General features: G+C 47.1%; 18 protein-coding genes and 1 tRNA gene. All 19 read left to right on the top strand.

What is annotated here, in order from left to right:
* Positions 1 to 18: 18 nt before the first annotated feature.
* Positions 19 to 288, top strand: a complete 270-nt coding sequence (gene rpsO, locus ICE94_RS06325) for a 30S ribosomal protein S15 (protein WP_216149932.1) — start codon at positions 19 to 21, stop codon at positions 286 to 288.
* 202 nt (positions 289 to 490) lie between these two features.
* Positions 491 to 2,671, top strand: coding sequence for a polyribonucleotide nucleotidyltransferase (gene pnp, locus ICE94_RS06330; RefSeq protein WP_216149934.1), 2,181 nt, complete (start codon positions 491 to 493; stop codon positions 2,669 to 2,671).
* Between the two features lie 11 nt (positions 2,672 to 2,682).
* Positions 2,683 to 3,705: an NAD(P)H-quinone oxidoreductase gene (locus ICE94_RS06335; RefSeq protein WP_216150994.1), complete on the top strand. Its 1,023-nt coding sequence runs from the start codon at positions 2,683 to 2,685 to the stop codon at positions 3,703 to 3,705.
* A gap of 3 nt (positions 3,706 to 3,708) precedes the next feature.
* Positions 3,709 to 4,461 carry a triose-phosphate isomerase gene (gene tpiA / locus ICE94_RS06340; protein WP_216149937.1) on the top strand — a complete coding sequence of 251 codons (753 nt, stop codon included), beginning with the start codon at positions 3,709 to 3,711 and terminating at the stop codon, positions 4,459 to 4,461.
* A gap of 29 nt (positions 4,462 to 4,490) precedes the next feature.
* Complete coding sequence (secG, locus tag ICE94_RS06345; RefSeq protein ID WP_216149939.1) at positions 4,491 to 4,868, top strand: preprotein translocase subunit SecG; 378 nt, start codon at positions 4,491 to 4,493, stop codon at positions 4,866 to 4,868.
* Positions 4,869 to 4,938: 70 nt separating this feature from the next.
* Positions 4,939 to 5,023: transfer RNA gene (locus ICE94_RS06350), tRNA-Leu, on the top strand.
* 95 nt (positions 5,024 to 5,118) lie between these two features.
* The gene (locus tag ICE94_RS06355; protein ID WP_216149941.1) at positions 5,119 to 5,478 is read left to right on the top strand and encodes an NADH-quinone oxidoreductase subunit A; all 360 of its coding nucleotides are present in this window, start codon (positions 5,119 to 5,121) and stop codon (positions 5,476 to 5,478) included.
* Positions 5,479 to 5,490: 12 nt separating this feature from the next.
* Entirely contained in the window at positions 5,491 to 5,973 is a 483-nt protein-coding gene (locus ICE94_RS06360) for an NADH-quinone oxidoreductase subunit B family protein (protein ID WP_216149943.1), read from the top strand.
* 1 nt (position 5,974) lies between these two features.
* Positions 5,975 to 6,568 carry an NADH-quinone oxidoreductase subunit C gene (locus ICE94_RS06365; protein WP_216149945.1) on the top strand — a complete coding sequence of 198 codons (594 nt, stop codon included), beginning with the start codon at positions 5,975 to 5,977 and terminating at the stop codon, positions 6,566 to 6,568.
* 2 nt (positions 6,569 to 6,570) lie between these two features.
* Positions 6,571 to 7,824, top strand: coding sequence for an NADH-quinone oxidoreductase subunit D (locus ICE94_RS06370; RefSeq protein ID WP_216149947.1), 1,254 nt, complete (start codon positions 6,571 to 6,573; stop codon positions 7,822 to 7,824).
* 32 nt (positions 7,825 to 7,856) lie between these two features.
* The gene (gene nuoE / locus ICE94_RS06375) at positions 7,857 to 8,345 is read left to right on the top strand and encodes an NADH-quinone oxidoreductase subunit NuoE (protein ID WP_216149949.1); all 489 of its coding nucleotides are present in this window, start codon (positions 7,857 to 7,859) and stop codon (positions 8,343 to 8,345) included.
* A complete protein-coding gene (gene nuoF / locus ICE94_RS06380; RefSeq protein WP_216149951.1) occupies positions 8,345 to 9,640 on the top strand; it encodes an NADH-quinone oxidoreductase subunit NuoF in 1,296 nt (431 codons plus the stop codon). The genes nuoE and nuoF overlap by 1 nt, the downstream gene beginning before the upstream one ends.
* A 26-nt stretch (positions 9,641 to 9,666) precedes the next feature.
* The gene (gene nuoG / locus ICE94_RS06385; protein ID WP_216149953.1) at positions 9,667 to 11,973 is read left to right on the top strand and encodes an NADH-quinone oxidoreductase subunit NuoG; all 2,307 of its coding nucleotides are present in this window, start codon (positions 9,667 to 9,669) and stop codon (positions 11,971 to 11,973) included.
* Positions 11,974 to 11,978: 5 nt separating this feature from the next.
* Entirely contained in the window at positions 11,979 to 13,046 is a 1,068-nt protein-coding gene (gene nuoH / locus ICE94_RS06390; protein ID WP_216150996.1) for an NADH-quinone oxidoreductase subunit NuoH, read from the top strand.
* A gap of 21 nt (positions 13,047 to 13,067) precedes the next feature.
* The gene (gene nuoI, locus ICE94_RS06395) at positions 13,068 to 13,553 is read left to right on the top strand and encodes an NADH-quinone oxidoreductase subunit NuoI (RefSeq protein WP_370623798.1); all 486 of its coding nucleotides are present in this window, start codon (positions 13,068 to 13,070) and stop codon (positions 13,551 to 13,553) included.
* Positions 13,553 to 14,170, top strand: a complete 618-nt coding sequence (locus ICE94_RS06400) for an NADH-quinone oxidoreductase subunit J (protein WP_216149955.1) — start codon at positions 13,553 to 13,555, stop codon at positions 14,168 to 14,170. Before nuoI ends, ICE94_RS06400 begins: the two co-directional genes overlap by 1 nt.
* Positions 14,171 to 14,191: 21 nt before the next feature.
* Positions 14,192 to 14,500: an NADH-quinone oxidoreductase subunit NuoK gene (gene nuoK / locus ICE94_RS06405; RefSeq protein WP_216149957.1), complete on the top strand. Its 309-nt coding sequence runs from the start codon at positions 14,192 to 14,194 to the stop codon at positions 14,498 to 14,500.
* A gap of 29 nt (positions 14,501 to 14,529) precedes the next feature.
* The gene (nuoL, locus tag ICE94_RS06410) at positions 14,530 to 16,569 is read left to right on the top strand and encodes an NADH-quinone oxidoreductase subunit L (RefSeq protein WP_216149959.1); all 2,040 of its coding nucleotides are present in this window, start codon (positions 14,530 to 14,532) and stop codon (positions 16,567 to 16,569) included.
* A 16-nt stretch (positions 16,570 to 16,585) separates the two neighbouring features.
* Positions 16,586 to 18,052 (top strand): NADH-quinone oxidoreductase subunit M, encoded by a 1,467-nt coding sequence (locus ICE94_RS06415; protein ID WP_216149961.1) that lies wholly within the window; start codon positions 16,586 to 16,588, stop codon positions 18,050 to 18,052.
* Positions 18,053 to 18,054: the final 2 nt, after the last annotated feature.

Below are 18,054 nucleotides of genomic sequence, written 5' to 3' on the forward strand. Positions count from 1 at the left end.
TCGCAAGTGGAGTAAATAATGACTGTAGCAAATATTAATAAGGCTGAAATCGTTCAGCAAAACGCTCGTGGCGCAAATGACACAGGTAGTCCAGAAGTTCAGGTTGCTTTGTTGACTGCGCGTATTAACGAGTTGACCCCTCACTTCAAGGCCAATGCCAAAGATCATCACAGCCGTCGTGGTTTGTTGAAGATGGTGAGCCGTCGTCGTCGTTTGCTCGACTATCTCAAGGGTAAGGATTTTGATCGTTACCGTGCCTTGATTGATAAGCTCGGTCTACGTAAATAAATTTCGAAAGATGCCTGCTAAGTTTTTTTAAGCAGGCATTTTCGTTTAGGGCGGAGTGTATTTGCGCGCTGGACCCGTGTCATTCCATAGGTAAGTTTGTAAAAGCTTTTCTCTGGAATGGCATCCACGCCAAACAATACGCATCTGCTCCAGTGCTGCCATGACGCTGCTGTTTCATGGCGATTGTTGATTGGAGATAGATATGACTATGTTTAATAAAGTAGTAAAAACGTTTCAATGGGGTGCACACACAGTGCGCATGGAGACTGGTGAAATCGCACGTCAAGCCAGTGGTGCAGTCTTGGTGGATGTGGACGATACAGTTGTATTGGCAACGGTTGTAGGGGCGAAAAACGCCAAACCGGGCCAAGACTTTTTCCCGCTGACAGTGGATTACCTAGAAAAAACTTATGCCGCTGGCAAGATTCCAGGTGGTTTTTTCCGTCGTGAAGGTCGCCCATCTGAGGGTGAAACATTGATTTCACGTTTGATCGACCGTCCGATTCGTCCTTTGTTCCCAGAAGGTTTTTATAACGAAGTACAAGTGGTGATCCATGTGGTATCGATCAACCCCGATGTGCCTGCAGACATTCCTGCGATGATTGGTGCATCTGCTGCTTTGGCGGTCTCTGGTATTCCATTTAATGGTCCGATGGGCGCTGCTCGTGTGGGTTATCAAGACGGTCAATACATTCTCAATCCAACGCGTTCACAACAAGTGAACAGCCAATTGGATTTAATTGTTGCGGGTACGCAAACTGCTGTGTTGATGGTGGAGTCTGAGGCTCATCAATTATCAGAAGAAGTCATGTTGGGTGCTGTCGTTTTTGGTCACGAGCAAGCGCAAGTGGCGATTAACGCTATTAACGACTTGGTTCGTGAAGGTGGTAAACCTGAGTGGGATTGGCAGGCTGCTGCTAAGAACGAGCCTTTGATTGCTAAAGTCACTGCTTTGGCTGAGGCAGGTTTGCGCGAAGCTTATCAAATTCGTCAAAAGCAAGCTCGTTCAACTAAGCTTAAAGAAGTGAGTGCTGCTGTCTTGGCTAAGCTCGCTGAAGAAGGTGAAGTGGATGAGGTCGAGGTCAGCAATATTATTTTCGAACTCGAGTCGAAAATTGTTCGTAGCCAAGTGTTAAATGGTGAGCCGCGTATCGATGGTCGTGATACTCGTACAGTTCGTCCGATCGAGATTCGTACAGGTGTATTGCCACGCACACACGGTTCAGCTTTATTTACTCGCGGTGAGACACAGGGTCTGGTGGTCGCGACTTTGGGTACGGCACGTGATGAGCAGATTATTGATGCCTTAGAGGGTGAGCAGCGTGATCGCTTCATGTTCCACTACAACATGCCTCCGTTTGCGACTGGTGAAACTGGCCGCGTAGGTAGTCCTAAGCGTCGCGAAATCGGTCACGGCCGTTTAGCTAAACGTGCTCTGATTCCAGTATTGCCAACACCAGAAGAGTTTGCTTATAGCTTGCGTGTGGTTTCTGAAATCACTGAGTCGAATGGTTCATCATCAATGGCTTCGGTGTGCGGTGGTTGCTTGGCTTTGATGGATGCAGGTGTACCTGTTAAAGCACATGTGGCGGGTGTTGCCATGGGCCTCATTTTGGATGGCAATCGTTTTGCCGTGTTAACAGATATCTTGGGTGATGAAGATCACTTAGGTGATATGGACTTTAAGGTAGCAGGGACTGCTAATGGTATTACTGCTTTGCAGATGGATATCAAAGTTCAAGGTATTACCAAAGAAATCATGCAAGTCGCTCTTGCTCAAGCAAAAGAAGGTCGTTTGCATATTTTGAGCAAGATGCAAGATGCGATGAGTGGTGTACGCACTGAGCTCTCAGCCCATGCCCCACGTATGGTGACCATTAAGATCCATCCGGACAAAATCCGTGAAGTGATTGGTAAGGGTGGTGCAACCATTCAGGCGCTCACCAAGGAAACAGGTACTAGCATTGACATTACTGATGACGGCACAGTGACGATTGCCTCTACCAGCGCTGAAGGCATGGAAGAAGCGAAGCGTCGTATTGAAGCCATTACTGCAGAAGCAGAAATCGGCAAAATCTACGAAGGCCCAGTGGTTAAGTTGCTCGAGTTTGGTGCACTAGTGAATATTCTTCCTGGTAAAGATGGTCTCTTGCACATCTCTGAAATCGCCAATGAGCGTGTGAAGGATGTCAAAGACTACTTGCAAGAAGGTCAAGTTGTGCGAGTTAAGTTGTTGGCTGCTGATGATCGTGGTCGTTTGAAGTTATCTCTCAAAGCTGCTTGTGCTGAAGAGGGTACCAGCATTGCACCTCTGAATGGTGCGGCTGTCGAAACTTCTGATGCTGCGGCTCAAGAGCAACAGCAACAACAGCAGCAACAATAAATTTGAGTCGTATGCGCGCGATTGAAATCAGCGCATTCGGTGGGCCAGAACAACTCAGTTTGGTGAATCGAGCTGAGCTGGCCATACCTCCTGCAGGTTCTGGTGAGGTACTGATACGGGTGCGAGCAGCGGGCGTCAACCGTCCTGATGTATTGCAACGTAAAGGACTGTATCCAGTGCCGCCGGGGGTCTCTGACCTACCTGGTTTGGAGCTCGCCGGTGAGATCATCGGTGGGGACTTATCTGCCCCGAGTAATTTCTTTAGTCTTGAAGTGGGGCAGCGCGTTTGCGCTCTGGTCGCCGGTGGTGCCTATGCTGAATATTGCATTGCACCTTTGGCGCAATGTTTACCTGTGCCGCGTGGTTTATCCGATGTTGAAGCGGCCAGTTTGCCTGAGACCTACTTTACGGTCTGGAGTAATGTCTTTGATCGTGCCAAGCTTTGCGAGAAAAATGGTCAAAAAGAATCTTTGCTAGTGCATGGGGGTAGTAGTGGCATTGGGGTCGCAGCGATTCAGATGGCGACTGCTTTAGGGCATCCTGTGATGGTGACTGTGGGTAGCCCTGCTAAAGCCAAAGCCTGCCTTGAGCTCGGTGCTGTTTTGGCGATTGATTATCGTCAAGCAGATTTTGTGGAAGAGGTACTTGCACATACGCAAAAGCGTGGTGTGGATGTGATCTTAGATATGGTAGCGGGCCACTATCTTCAAAAAGAAATTAATTGCTTGGCGGATGATGGAAGAATTGTGATTATTGCAACTCAAGGTGGCAAGATGGGTGAGGTCGATTGCTCACAAATCTTAAGACGTCGCTTGAGTATTTCTGGTTCTACTTTGCGACCACGTTCAGTTGATTTCAAAGGCGCGATTACTCGAGCTTTGAGAGCGCATATTTGGCCACTCCTAGAGTCTGGGGCAATACGGCCGGTCATACATCAGGTATTTCCCTTGGCCAATGCAGCAGCAGCGCATACTTTGATGGAATCTAGTCAGCATATCGGTAAGATAGTGTTATCGATGGATGAGGAGAGATAAAACATGAGACCCTTGACGATGGTCGGTAACTGGAAAATGCATGGTAGCTTGAGTGCTAATCAAGCGTTTCTGCAAGAGTTGCTCGCTGCGCCTGATTTAGGCAAAAAACCAGGGCGTTTTGCTTTATGTGTGCCTTATCCCTATTTGGCTCAGGTCAGTCAGTTATTGGCCCATAGCCCTGTGGTGTTGGGTGCGCAAGATATTTCAGATCATAGTCATGGCGCTTACACGGGCGAGGTCAGTGGTCAAATGCTCAAAGAGTTTGGTACCCGCTATGTGATCGTAGGGCATTCTGAGCGTCGTGCCTACCATCATGAAACCGATGATTGTGTTGCGCGCAAGGCGAAGGCTGCCCTTCTTAATGGGATTACGCCGATTATTTGCGTCGGTGAGACTGAGTCTGAGCGTGATGCAGGTCAAACTTTGCCAGTCGTTCGACGCCAATTACAAGCGGTCTTAGATCTTCTACAAAATAAGATTGCTGATTGTTTAATTGCCTATGAGCCGATCTGGGCGATCGGAACCGGGCGTGTAGCCAGTCCTCATGAAGCTCAAGACGTACATCGTGAATTACGTCTGCAATTAGCGAAGTTCGATGCCGATGCTGCATCAAAAGTCGCGATTTTATATGGCGGTAGTTTGAAGCCTGACAATGCCAAAGAAATGCTGGCGATGCCAGATATCGATGGGGGTTTGGTGGGGGGTGCCTCTTTGGTAGCAAAAGATTTTTTGGCTTTATGTGCCATTGACCAATAAAATAGCGGATTAATTGGAGATTCATAGACATGGAATGGGTTAAAACATTACTAGTGGTTTTGCAAATCGTCTCAGCCTTGGGCGTGATTGGTTTGGTCTTGGTGCAGCAAGGTAAGGGTGCTGATATGGGGGCCGCCTTCGGTGGTGGTTCATCAGGCAGCCTATTTGGTGCTGCTGGTTCGGCTAACTTTTTGTCTCGTTTGACAGCTGGCTGTGCCACGATTTTCTTTTTGGTCACGATCGCTATTACATGGATGGGTTCGACCAAGTCTCAAAATGCCGGTGTTTTATCAGGAACTAGCGCTCCTGCGCCAGTAGTAGCGCCTGATGTACCACCTGCTGCAGGTGCCGCTCCAAGCGCTCCTGTTGCTCCAGTCAAGGGTTCTGGGCAAAACGTTCCAAAATAATTCCCTACCGTAGTAAAAACCTTCGGTTTTTGAGTCTAAATAGGCTAAAATCCTAGGGTTTTTACTGAATGCCGTCGTGGTGAAATTGGTAGACACGCTATCTTGAGGGGGTAGTGGCGAAAGCTGTGCGAGTTCGAGTCTCGCCGACGGCACCAAGAAATTAGGGACAAGGTCATGCAGTCAGTCTCTTGCAAGACCTTGAGAGGAAAATTTGCCTTATTTGCTAACGGATTAGAGAACAGGACCACTCTTGAACTTAGAAGCCTACTTACCCGTCTTTTTATTTATTCTTGTGGGTATTGGAGTTGGTCTAGCTCCCATGGCCTTGGGCAAAATCTTAGGTCCCTCTAAACCCGATACAGAAAAAGTCTCCCCATACGAGTGCGGTTTTGAAGCGTTTGAAGACGCCCGTATGAAATTCGACGTTCGTTATTACCTGATTGCCATTCTTTTCATTCTCTTTGATTTAGAAACAGCCTTTTTGTTTCCATGGGGAGTCGCTTTGTCTGAGATTGGCTGGACGGGTTATGTGTCGATGGTGATTTTCTTGTTGGAATTTGTCATTGGATTTGCGTATATCTGGAAGAAGGGCGCCCTGAACTGGGAATAAGGATTAAGGGATATGTCAATCGAAGGTGTTTTAAAAGAAGGCTTTATCACCACATCAGCGGACAAGTTGATTAACTGGACGCGTACAGGCTCTTTGTGGCCTATGACTTTTGGTTTGGCCTGTTGTGCTGTTGAAATGATGCACGCCGGTGCTTCACGTTACGACTTGGATCGTTTTGGCGTTGTGTTTAGACCATCACCCCGCCAGTCAGACCTCATGATTGTTGCTGGCACTTTGTGTAACAAAATGGCACCCGCTTTACGAAAAGTATATGACCAGATGCCTGAGCCACGTTGGGTCATCTCAATGGGTTCTTGTGCAAATGGTGGTGGTTATTACCATTACTCCTATTCAGTGGTGCGTGGTTGTGACCGTATCGTGCCGGTCGATGTTTATGTGCCAGGTTGCCCCCCGACTGCTGAAGCATTGATGTACGGCATCATGCAGTTACAGGCCAAGATTAAGCGTACGAGCACGATTGCGAGAAAGGCCTAAGATGTCTCATTCACTAGCTCAGTTGCGTGCTTGTCTAGAAAAGACACTCGATAAAAAAATCGCACAGCTCCAAGAAAACTTGGGTGAACTCACTTTAATTGTGAAAGCTGAAGATTATTTAGAGCTTGCCCGCACTTTGAGAGACCACCCTGATTTAGGTTTTGATCAATTAATTGATTTGTGTGGCGTCGATTACAGCGAGTATGACAACGCGACTTGGGAAGGCCCACGATTCGCAGTGGTTAGTCACTTACTCTCTGTAAAGCACAACTGGCGCTTACGTTTACGTGTTTTTGCACCACAGGATGATTTTCCCTTGGTGGCTTCTGTGACACCCATTTGGAACTCTGCGAACTGGTTTGAGCGTGAAGCTTTTGACTTGTACGGCATCCTATTTGACGGCCATGACGATCTACGCAGAATCCTGACAGACTACGGTTTCATGGGCCATCCCTTCCGTAAAGACTTCCCTATTTCAGGGCATGTTGAAATGCGTTATGACCCTGAGCAAAAGCGTGTGGTTTATCAACCAGTCACCATCGATCCACGTGAGATTACACCGCGTGTGATTCGTGAAGAGAACTACGGAAGCTGATCATGGCAGAGATAAAAAATTACACACTCAATTTCGGTCCACAACACCCGGCAGCACACGGCGTTTTGCGTTTGGTTTTGGAGCTAGATGGTGAAGTCATTCAGCGTGCTGACCCGCATATTGGACTCTTACATCGCGCTACTGAAAAATTAGCAGAAACAAGAACTTGGGTACAAAGTGTGCCCTACATGGACCGTTTGGACTATGTATCGATGATGGCTAATGAGCACGCTTATGTCATGGCCATTGAAAAGCTTTTGGGTGTGGATGTGCCAGAGCGTGCGCAATACATCCGTGTCATGTTTGACGAGATTACTCGTCTGTTAAATCACTTACTCTGGATTGGTTGTCATGGTCTAGACGTGGGTGCCATGGCAGTCTTCTTGTATGCCTTCCGTGAGCGTGAAGATTTATTTGATATGTATGAGGCGGTCTCTGGTGCGCGTATGCACGCCGCTTACTATCGTCCTGGTGGCGTTTATCGTGATTTGCCAGAGAGCATGCCACAGTATCAGGCAAATAAGATTCGTGGTGAGAAGGCTGTGAAGAAGCTCAATGAAAACCGCCAAGGTTCTTTATTGGATTTCATTGAAGACTTCACCAAGCGTTTCCCAGCTTATGTGGACGAGTACGAAACCTTGCTGACTGATAACCGTATTTGGAAGCAGCGTTTAGTGGGTATTGGTGTGGTCTCGCCCGAGCGCGCTCTGCAATTAGGTTTTACCGGTGCAATGTTACGTGGTTCTGGTATTGAGTGGGATTTGCGTAAGAAGCAACCTTACGAGGTCTACAGCAAGCTCCAATTTGATATTCCTGTGGGTAAAAACGGGGATTCATATGACCGTTATCTTGTGCGCGTAGAGGAAATGCGCCAATCGAATCGCATCATCCAGCAGTGCGTGGAGTGGTTACGTAAAAATCCAGGCCCTGTGATGAGTGACAACCATAAGGTTGCCAACCCTAAGCGCGAAGATATGAAAACCAATATGGAAGAGTTGATTCACCATTTCAAGCTCTTCACTGAAGGTATTCATGTGCCAGCAGGTGAGGCTTATGCAGCAGTTGAGCATCCTAAAGGTGAATTTGGTATTTACGCGATTTCAGACGGCGCTAACAAGCCTTACCGCCTGAAGATTCGTGCCCCTGGTTTTGTGCATTTATCTGCTTTGGATGAAATGGCTAAGGGCCACATGTTGGCAGATGCTGTCACGATTATTGGTACGCAGGACATTGTGTTCGGCGAGATCGACCGTTAATTGGAAATATAGAAAAAGGATCAGAGAACGAGATGTTGTCACAACAAGCCCGTGCTGAAATAGATCGTAACGTTGCTAAATATCCCGCTGACCAAAAGCAGTCTGCGGTGATGGCGGCTTTAGTCGTTGCTCAAGATGAATATGGTTGGGTCAGTCCAGAAGCGATTGAAGAAGTAGCACAAATTTTGGATATGCCACCGATTGCGGTGCAAGAAGTGGCTACTTTCTACAATATGTATGACACCCAGACAGTGGGTCGTTTCAAGATTACGGTTTGTACCAATTTGCCGTGTGAACTCTCAGGTGGTGCAAGAGCAGGTGAGTACCTCAAGAAGAAGTTAGGCATTGATTACAACCAAACCACAGCTTGTGGCACTTTCACCCTGAAAGAGGGTGAGTGTATGGGAGCTTGTGGTGATGCGCCTGTGGCTTTGGTGAATAACAAAACCATGTGCAGTTTCATGAGCAATGAAAAATTAGATGCTCTGATTGAAGATCTCAAAGCGCAAGGAGCTAAATAATGACCTGTTTACATGATCGTCATATTCAGCCTTTAATTCTTGCTGGTTTAACAGGCGACAACTGGCGCTTGAAAGACTATGTAGCGCGTGGTGGTTATGCTCAGTTGCGTCGCATTCTGACCGAAGGCATTACGCCAGAAGCGGTGATTGCTGAAGTCAAGGCCTCAGGCCTTCGTGGTCGTGGGGGTGCAGGCTTCCCAACCGGTTTGAAGTGGAGCTTTATGCCCCGCCAATTCCCTGGAGATAAATATCTCGTTTGTAATACCGACGAAGGAGAACCAGGGACATTTAAAGACCGTGACATCATTCGTTACAACCCACATGCTTTGATTGAGGGCATGGCCATCGCCGCCTATGCCATGGGTATCAAAGTCGGTTACAACTATATTCACGGCGAAATCTGGGAAGGTTACGTTCGTTTTGAAGAGGCTTTAGAAGAAGCGCGCGCCGCTGGATTCTTGGGCGAGAAGATCATGGGAAGCGATTTCTCATTCCAATTACACGCGCACCATGGTTGGGGTGCTTATATCTGTGGTGAGGAAACAGCTTTATTGGAGTCGCTTGAAGGTAAAAAAGGTCAGCCCCGCTTCAAGCCACCATTCCCGGCGAGTTTTGGTTTGTATGGCAAACCCACCACGATCAACAACACAGAAACTTTTGCGGCTGTACCTTACATCTTCGCAGTTGGCGGTGAAAGCTATGCCAAGATGGGTAAGCCGAATAATGGCGGCACGAAGATTTTCTCCATCTCGGGTGATGTTGAAAGACCCGGCAATTATGAGATTCCGCTCGGTACACCTTTTGCCAAATTGCTTGAGCTAGCAGGTGGTATGCGTGGCGGTAAAAAAATTAAAGCCGTCATTCCGGGTGGTTCATCGGCCCCAGTAGTGCCCGGCGCGATGATGATGGATACCGATATGGATTACGACAGCATTGCTAAAGCCGGCTCGATGTTGGGTTCTGGTGCTGTGATTGTGATGGATGAGACACGTTGTATGGTCAAGTCACTGTTGCGTTTGTCTTATTTCTATCACGAAGAATCATGTGGCCAATGTACGCCTTGTCGTGAGGGTACCGGCTGGTTGTGGCGCATGGTTAATCGTATTGAGCATGGTGAAGGTCGTCCTGAGGATCTCGATTTGCTCAACGATGTCGCTGCCAATATTCAGGGGCGCACGATTTGCGCTTTAGGTGATGCTGCAGCTATGCCTGTACGAGGCATGCTCAAGCACTATATGGATGAATTTGCGTATCACGTAGAGCACAAGCGTTGCATTGTGCCTGCTTACGTTTGATGGCTTGAAGACCGACAGGAAAAAAGATGGTTGAAATCGAAATTGATGGCAAGACGGTTGAGGTAGAGCAGGGTGCCATGGTGATGGAGGCGGCCAAGAAAATTGGTACGCACATTCCTCATTTTTGTTATCACAAGAAACTATCCATTGCTGCTAACTGTCGTATGTGTTTGGTTGAGGTGGAAAAAGCACCTAAGCCACTCCCTGCCTGTGCAACGCCTGTGACGCCAGGTATGAAAGTACATACTCATTCTGAGAAAGCGGTTGCTGCTCAGAAATCAGTCATGGAGTTTTTGTTGATTAACCACCCCTTAGATTGTCCGATTTGTGACCAAGGTGGAGAGTGTCAATTACAAGATTTAGCGGTGGGTTACGGTAAGACCAGTTCGCGTTATCAAGAAGAAAAGCGCGTTGTATTCCATAAGAATGTTGGTCCACTGATCTCTATGGAAGAGATGAGTCGCTGTATTCATTGCACACGCTGCGTACGTTTCGGTCAAGAGATCGCCGGCGTCATGGAGCTTGGCATGTTGCATCGTGGTGAGCATTCTGAGATCACCGCTTTTGTTGGCAAGACCGTAGATTCTGAGCTCTCGGGCAACATGATTGACTTGTGCCCAGTCGGAGCTTTAACCAGTAAACCATTCCGTTATTCAGCACGCACTTGGGAGCTGGGCCGTAAACGTTCGCTCAGCCCACATGATGCTTTGGGTAGCAATATTGTGGTGCAGACTAAAGCTAATTTAGTGAAGCGCGTCGTGCCTTATGAAAATGATGCGATCAATGAGTGTTGGATCAGCGACAAAGATCGTTTTGCCTATGAAGGCCTCAATAGTCCAGATCGCTTGCAAAAGCCGCTTGTCAAACAAGACAACCGCTGGATTGAAACTGATTGGGAGACGGCGCTGCAGTATGTCGCTCGTTCATTCTCAGCCATTCGAGCAGATCATGGCGCTGAGTCACTAGCGGCCTTTTCTCATGGTTTAGCCAGTGTTGAAGAGTTACATTTGCTCAAGAAGATTTTTAAAGCTTTGGGTTCTGATCAGGTAGAAACACGTCTGCGCACTACTGATGTGAGTGCTGCTCCAGTCATGCCATGGTTGGGTATGAGTATTCCTCAAGTCGGTCAGTTACAGCGTGCCTTCTTTATTGGTAGTTTCTTGCGTAAAGATCAACCGCTTTTGGCTGCGCGCGTGCGTCTAGCGACGAAAAAAGGTTTGAAGGTGAGCCGTTTGGGCGCAAGCCAAGAAGATTGGTTAATGCCTGTAGCGAATACGATCAATGTGGCTCCTTCACAATGGATCGCAGAATTAGCGGCCATTGCTAGCGCAGTCGCTCAAGTCAAGGGTGTTGCTGCGCCAGCACAGGCGAGCGTGACCCCTGTTGCCCAAGCGATTGCAGAGAGCTTGTTGGGTGGTGAGCGTAAGGCGATTTTCTTGGGCGCTGCTGCTGTGGCTCATCCACAATATGCACAACTACATGCTTATGCTCAGTTTATCGCTGAGCACACAGGCGCTGTTTTAGGTTTCTTGCCAGAGTCTGGTAATACTGTGGGCGCTCACTGGGTGGGTGCGGTATCGGCTCAAGGCGTTCAAGGTTTACTCGCTAAGCCTCTCAAGGCCGTTGTCTTATTGGGTGCAGAGTTGGATGATTTTGCTAATCCGCAAGCGCTCAAAACTACTTTATCTCAAGCCGGTACTGTGGTGGCGTTGACTGCTTTTGATAGCCCTGAGATGCGCGCGCTTGCCGATGTTCTCTTGCCGGTTGCGCCCTATACAGAAACATCAGGTAGTTATGTCAATGCTGCTGGCACCTTGCAATCCGTGCAAGCCACTGTGAAGCCATTGGGTGAGGCACGCCCTGCATGGAAGGTGCTGCGTGTTTTGGGCAACTTACTCAACGTCGATGGTTGTCACTTCAATAGTTCTGAAGAAGTTTTGAGTGAAGCTAAGTCTTGCGGTGATATTGGCCAGGCTTTGAACAACACTACTTCGGCTAAGCCCCAAGCCCCTGTAGGTCAGGCTAAAACTGTAGAGCGTATCGCTGATGTACCTATTCATGCAACCGATGCGATAGTGCGTCGCGCGCCTGCTTTGCAAGCGACTACAGATAGCGCGCGTGCACAAACGATTGGTCTGGCTTCAGATATTTTTGCCGGTCTTGGTATTCAGAATGGCGATTTAGTCAAAGTCACACAAGACTCCTGTGTTGTCACAGCCAAGGCCATTGAAGAAAAATCATTAGCTGCGGGGGTTGTACGTGTTTCAGCGGCAACGGCTCACAGTGCTCAGTTGGGCAATATGTTCGGATCTTTGACTGTGGAGCGTGTATGACCGAGTTGATTCAAACCATCAATACCCACGGTCTAGCGCTCTTTGGTGAGTTGATCTGGCCAGTTGTTTGGTCTTTGATCAAGATTGTGGTGATTGTCTTGCCAATGTTTGGCTGTGTTGCTTACTTGACGCTTTGGGAGCGTAAGCTCATTGGCTGGATGCATATTCGTCTTGGCCCCAATCGAGTCGGCCCTCTAGGTTTGTTGCAACCGATTGCAGATGCTTTAAAGCTATTGCTTAAAGAAGTCATCATGCCAAGCAAGGCCAATAAGGTGCTATATATCGTTGCGCCTGTGATGGTGATTGCTCCTGCCTTTGCGGCTTGGGCAGTGGTGCCGTTTCAGCTTGACTTGGTCCTTGCCAATGTTAATGCTGGCTTGCTGTACATCATGGCCATTACTTCGATCGGTGTATACGGCGTGATCTTGGCTGGTTGGGCATCGAACTCTAAGTATGCGTTCTTAGGGGCCATGCGTGCTTCTGCGCAGATGGTCTCCTATGAAATCTCGATGGGTTTGGCTTTGGCAGCTGTATTGGTCGTGTCTGGCTCATTGAACTTAACGGATATCGTCAAATCTCAGCAAACGGGTTACTTCGCTGATATGGGCCTTAATTTCCTCTCTTGGAATTGGTTGCCCTTATTGCCGATGTTCTTGGTTTACTTTATTTCAGGGGTGGCCGAACTGAATCGTCACCCGTTTGACGTGGTCGAGGGTGAGTCTGAGATTGTGGCCGGTCATATGATTGAGTATTCAGGTATGGCATTTGCCATGTTCTTCTTGGCTGAGTATGCCAATATGATTTTGATCGCCACTTTGACTGCCATCATGTTCTTTGGGGGTTGGTCACCGATCGTCGATTTACCTATTCTGCGTGATATCCCAGGATTTTTCTGGTTGGCTGCAAAAACATTTTTCTTCCTGTCTTGCTTTATTTGGTTGCGTGCGTCTTTCCCACGTTATCGCTATGACCAATTGATGCGCTTAGGTTGGAAGGTATTTATCCCCATCTCCTTGGTTTGGGTCTTATTGGTTGCTGCTTGGCAGTTATCGCCCTTGAGTATTTGGAAATAGGGCAAAGGCATAGATATGTTGATGAGAATCCGTGAGTTCTTAAGCAGTCTTCTCTTAAAAGAGTTGCTTCAAGGTTTGGCTTTAACTGGGCGTTATTTATTTAAACCCAAAATTACAGTGCAGTACCCTGAAGAAAAAACACCTATGTCACCGCGCTTCCGCGGTTTACATGCTTTGCGTCGCTACCCCAATGGCGAAGAGCGCTGTATTGCTTGTAAATTGTGTGAGGCTGTCTGTCCTGCGATGGCTATCACGATTGAATCCGATCAACGTGATGACGGCACGCGCCGCACTACGCGCTATGACATTGATTTAACAAAATGTATCTTTTGTGGTTTTTGTGAAGAAGCATGCCCAGTAGATGCGATTGTTGAAACGCATATTCATGAATATCACGGCGAAAAACGTGGCGATTTGTATTTCACTAAAGAAATGCTTTTGGCTGTGGGTGATCGTTACGAAAAAGAAATCGCAGCTAATAAAACAGCGGATGCTAAATACAAATGATGCTAGAACCTAAATCTATTCTCTTTTACGTCTTTGCAGCAATATTGATTATTGCGGCCTTGCGCGTCATCACTGCTAGAAATCCGGTACACGGTGCCTTGTTTTTGGTTCTATCGTTTTTTACAGCAGCCGCTATTTGGATGCTCTTGGAAGCAGAATTCTTAGCCATTATGTTGGTCTTGGTCTATGTTGGCGCCGTGATGGTTTTATTCCTCTTTGTGGTGATGATGTTAGATCTGGATTTAGGACATTTGCGTAAAGATTTCAAGCGCTATATTCCTGTAGCTTCTCTAGTGGGTGCTATTGTGGTTGCAGAAATGGCGATCGTCCTGATTAGGGGATTCATCGGTACACGTGCACCCGTGCAGAGTTTGCCTCCCGAAGTCGCTGCAAATAACACCAAGGCATTGGGTACTCTGATGTATACCCAATACTTGTTTGCTTTTGAGGTGGCCGGTTTAGTCTTATTGGTCGCGATTGTGGCTGCCGTGTCTTTAACTTTGCGTCGCCGTAAAGATACAAAAACCCAAGATATTCCAGATCAAATCCGTACCCGTCGCGAAGACCGTCTACGCCTTGTAAAAGATATGGGTGTTGATGAAGCCCCGAAAAAGTAAGCCATCGAAAAGAGATTAATTATGGAAATCACACTCGCCCACTACCTTGTCCTTGCGAGCATTTTGTTTGCCACTGGCGTGGTTGGAATTTTTCTAAATCGTAAGAACTTGATTGTTTTGCTGATGTCGATCGAGTTAATGCTCTTGGCTGTGAACCTAAACTTTGTCGCTTTCTCTCATTACTTGGGAGATCTTGAAGGCCAAGTATTCGTATTTTTTATTTTGACTGTTGCTGCGGCTGAGGCAGCGATTGGTTTGGCAATTTTGGTGACCTTATTCCGTAAGCTTGATTCAATTCAAGCTGAAGACTTAGGCGAGTTAAAAGGTTAACCACTGGATAAGAGATTTAAGAGAACAATATGACACCTACCTTGAACCCTCATATCCTACTAGCGATTCCTCTGGCGCCGCTCGTGGGTGCTGCGATCGCTGGTCTTTTTGGCACTAAATTCTTTGGTAATCTTTTGCCAAGAGCCATGGCGCATATCGTCACCATCCTTGGTGTGGCAATTGCTTGCGTACTGTCTTTCATGGTTTTGAAGGATGTCATGGCAGGGGCGCGTTTTAATGAAACGATTTATACCTGGATGCAGTTAGGTGAGTTAAGTCTAGATGTCGGTTTCTTGATTGACCCATTAACAGCCATGATGATGGTGGTGGTTACCTTTGTTTCTCTAATGGTCCATATCTACACCATTGGTTATATGTCAGAAGACGAGGGTTATGCGCGCTTCTTCTCTTATATTTCTTTATTCACTTTTGCCATGCTCATGCTCGTCATGAGCAATAACTTCCTCCAACTTTTCTTTGGTTGGGAGGCGGTTGGTTTGGTGTCTTATTTATTGATTGGATTTTGGTACAAGCGACCCACTGCGATTTTTGCCAATATGAAAGCCTTCTTGGTCAACCGTGTGGGTGACTTCGGTTTTATTTTGGGGATTGGTTTGTTATTAGCTTATAGCGGCAGCATGAGCTATGACGGTGTGTTTGCGCAAAAAGATGTCTTGGCACAACAAACACTGCCAGGTACGGATTGGAACCTGCTTACGGTGGCCTGTATTTGTTTATTTATCGGTGCGATGGGTAAATCAGCGCAATTCCCATTACACGTGTGGCTGCCTGATTCCATGGAAGGCCCGACGCCAATTTCTGCATTGATTCACGCAGCCACCATGGTGACAGCCGGTATCTTTATGGTCAGTCGTATGTCTCCTTTATTTGAGCTGACTGATACGGCTTTATCTTTTGTTTTGATCATTGGTTCTATTACGGCACTCTTCATGGGCTTTTTGGGGATTGTGCAAAACGACATCAAACGTGTGGTGGCCTATTCAACGCTCTCACAGTTAGGTTATATGACTGTGGCATTGGGCGTTTCTGCATACCCGATTGCTGTCTTTCACTTGATGACCCATGCTTTCTTTAAGGCACTTTTATTCTTAGGTGCTGGTAGTGTCATTATGGGTATGCATCACGATCAAGATATGCGCAATATGGGCGGTCTTTGGAAGTACATGCCGATCACCTGGTTCACTTCTTTGATTGGTTCCTTGGCATTGATTGGTACACCGTTTTTCTCGGGTTTTTACTCGAAGGATTCGATCATTGAGGCAGTCGCCAAGAGTCAAATTGCCGGTTCTGATTTTGCTTTCTTTGCAGTCATGGCGGGTGTTTTCATTACAGCCTTCTATTCGTTCCGGATGTATTTCCTCGTATTCCATGGTAAAGAGCGTTTTGGTCAGGCGCATGATGATCATCATGACGCTCATCATGACGATCACCATCATGGTCTGGCCCCAGGACAGAAACCTCATGAATCACCTTGGGTTGTGACCTTGCCACTCGTACTCTTGGCTATTCCTTCTGTGGCGATTGGTTATTTTGCTATCGGCCCCATGTTATTTGGTGAATTCTTTGGTCAAGCCATTTTCATTGATGCCCAAAAACATTCAGCATTAGCGCAGTTAGCGGCTGACTTCCATGGCCCAGTAGCGATGGCTGCTCATGCGCTTCATACCCCTGTTTTATATCTAGCTCTTGGTGGTGTGGTCACGGCTGCCGTGTTATATCTGTGGTTGCCGCAGATCCCAGCTTTCTTTGCGCGTGTCTTAGCTCCGCTCAAAAAGATTTTAGATAACAAATACTATATGGATGATTTGAACCAGGCATTATTTGCCAAAGGTTCGATTGTCTTGGGTCGTGGTTTGTGGAGGGGAGCTGATCAAGGTCTGATTGACGGTTTGATTGTGAACGGTAGTGCCAAATTGGTGGGCTGGTTCTCAGGCAGCGTGCGTCGCGTTCAATCTGGATTTTTGTATCACTATGCTTTTGCCATGATTCTTGGCTTGATCGGTTTGATCAGCTGGATTCTATATACCCATTTAAAAACTATTCAATAAGCACAGAGCCTTTGTCATGATTCTTTCTTACGCAATTTGGTTACCCATTATTTTTGGACTGGTGATTTTGTTCACCGGTTCAGATAACAGCAAGGCTTATGTGCGCGTGATGGCATTGATTGCCGCTTTGATTAGTTTTGCCGCCACCTTACCTTTAGTCACTGGTTTTGATACGACCACAGCGGCCATGCAGTTTGTCGAGCAATACGCGTGGGTACCTCGTTATGACATTCAGTATTTCTTGGGTGTAGATGGTATCTCGATGTGGTTTGTTGTGCTCACTGCTTTTATTACAGTGATCGTCGTGATTGCAGCATGGGAAGTGATTGAGACCAATGTGGCTCAATACATGGCCGCCTTTTTGATTCTTTCAGGCTTAATGATTGGGGTCTTTGCGGCCTTGGATGGTCTGCTCTTTTACGTATTCTTTGAGGCCACATTGATCCCGATGTACATCATTATTGGTGTATGGGGTGGACCGAATCGTGTTTATGCAGCATTTAAGTTTTTCTTGTATACCTTATTAGGTTCTTTGTTGACATTGGTGGCGATTCTTTATCTCTACAGTGCCACGGATACTTTCAATATCCTAGCTTGGCATAAAGCACCGCTAGATATAACAGAACAGATTTTGATTTTCCTGGCTTTCTTCATGGCCTTTGCTGTGAAGGTGCCGATGTGGCCAGTCCACACTTGGTTGCCAGATGCACACGTCGAAGCTCCTACGGGAGGTTCTGTAGTCTTGGCGGCCATCATGTTGAAGTTGGGTGCTTACGGTTTCTTGCGTTTTTCTTTGCCCATTGCACCGGATGCCAGTCAATATCTCGCCCCCGTCATCATCACCTTATCTTTGGTAGCGGTCATCTATATTGGTTTAGTTGCCTTGGTTCAGGCGGACATGAAAAAACTCGTCGCTTATTCATCGATTGCGCATATGGGTTTTGTCACTTTAGGCTTTTTCATCTTCAGTCCTTTGGGTATTGAAGGGGCGATTGTGCAAATGATTTCGCATGGCTTTGTCTCGGGCGCGATGTTCTTGTCGATTGGTGTGTTGTATGACCGTATGCATAGCCGTCAAATCGCTGACTACGGTGGTGTGGTGAACACCATGCCTAAGTTCACAGCTTTTGCCGTTTTGTTTGCGATGGCGAACTGTGGTTTGCCAGCCACTTCGGGGTTTGTCGGTGAGTTCATGGTGATTTTGGCTGCGATTGATTATGACTTCGTCATTGGCATCTTGGCGGCTACCGCTTTGATCCTGGGAGCCGCTTATTCTTTATGGATGACTAAGCGCGTCTTTTTTGGTGAAGTGGGTAATGAGCAGGTGGCAGCCCTGACGGATCTAAATCGCCGTGAATTTTTCATGATGGGAATCTTGGCAATATTCACGATTGGTCTAGGGGTGTATCCAAAGCCTTTGACAGATGTGATGCATGTATCTGTGATTGAGTTACTCAAGCACGTGGCTATTAGCAAACTTTAAGA

It is taken from the genome of Polynucleobacter sp. MWH-Loch1C5, from assembly GCF_018881775.1.
Classification (GTDB): domain Bacteria; phylum Pseudomonadota; class Gammaproteobacteria; order Burkholderiales; family Burkholderiaceae; genus Polynucleobacter.

Bases quoted from the DNA above. Each gene is read 5' to 3' on its own strand.
- rpsO (WP_216149932.1), top strand. From the start codon at position 19: ATGACTGTAGCAAATATTAATAAGGCTGAAATCGTTCAGCAAAACGCT.
- pnp (WP_216149934.1), top strand. From the start codon at position 491: ATGACTATGTTTAATAAAGTAGTAAAAACGTTTCAATGGGGTGCACAC.
- ICE94_RS06335 (WP_216150994.1), top strand. From the start codon at position 2,683: ATGCGCGCGATTGAAATCAGCGCATTCGGTGGGCCAGAACAACTCAGT.
- tpiA (WP_216149937.1), top strand. From the start codon at position 3,709: ATGAGACCCTTGACGATGGTCGGTAACTGGAAAATGCATGGTAGCTTG.
- secG (WP_216149939.1), top strand. From the start codon at position 4,491: ATGGAATGGGTTAAAACATTACTAGTGGTTTTGCAAATCGTCTCAGCC.
- ICE94_RS06360 (WP_216149943.1), top strand. From the start codon at position 5,491: ATGTCAATCGAAGGTGTTTTAAAAGAAGGCTTTATCACCACATCAGCG.
- ICE94_RS06365 (WP_216149945.1), top strand. From the start codon at position 5,975: ATGTCTCATTCACTAGCTCAGTTGCGTGCTTGTCTAGAAAAGACACTC.
- ICE94_RS06370 (WP_216149947.1), top strand. From the start codon at position 6,571: ATGGCAGAGATAAAAAATTACACACTCAATTTCGGTCCACAACACCCG.
- nuoE (WP_216149949.1), top strand. From the start codon at position 7,857: ATGTTGTCACAACAAGCCCGTGCTGAAATAGATCGTAACGTTGCTAAA.
- nuoF (WP_216149951.1), top strand. From the start codon at position 8,345: ATGACCTGTTTACATGATCGTCATATTCAGCCTTTAATTCTTGCTGGT.
- nuoG (WP_216149953.1), top strand. From the start codon at position 9,667: ATGGTTGAAATCGAAATTGATGGCAAGACGGTTGAGGTAGAGCAGGGT.
- nuoI (WP_370623798.1), top strand. From the start codon at position 13,068: ATGAGAATCCGTGAGTTCTTAAGCAGTCTTCTCTTAAAAGAGTTGCTT.
- ICE94_RS06400 (WP_216149955.1), top strand. From the start codon at position 13,553: ATGCTAGAACCTAAATCTATTCTCTTTTACGTCTTTGCAGCAATATTG.
- nuoK (WP_216149957.1), top strand. From the start codon at position 14,192: ATGGAAATCACACTCGCCCACTACCTTGTCCTTGCGAGCATTTTGTTT.
- nuoL (WP_216149959.1), top strand. From the start codon at position 14,530: ATGACACCTACCTTGAACCCTCATATCCTACTAGCGATTCCTCTGGCG.
- ICE94_RS06415 (WP_216149961.1), top strand. From the start codon at position 16,586: ATGATTCTTTCTTACGCAATTTGGTTACCCATTATTTTTGGACTGGTG.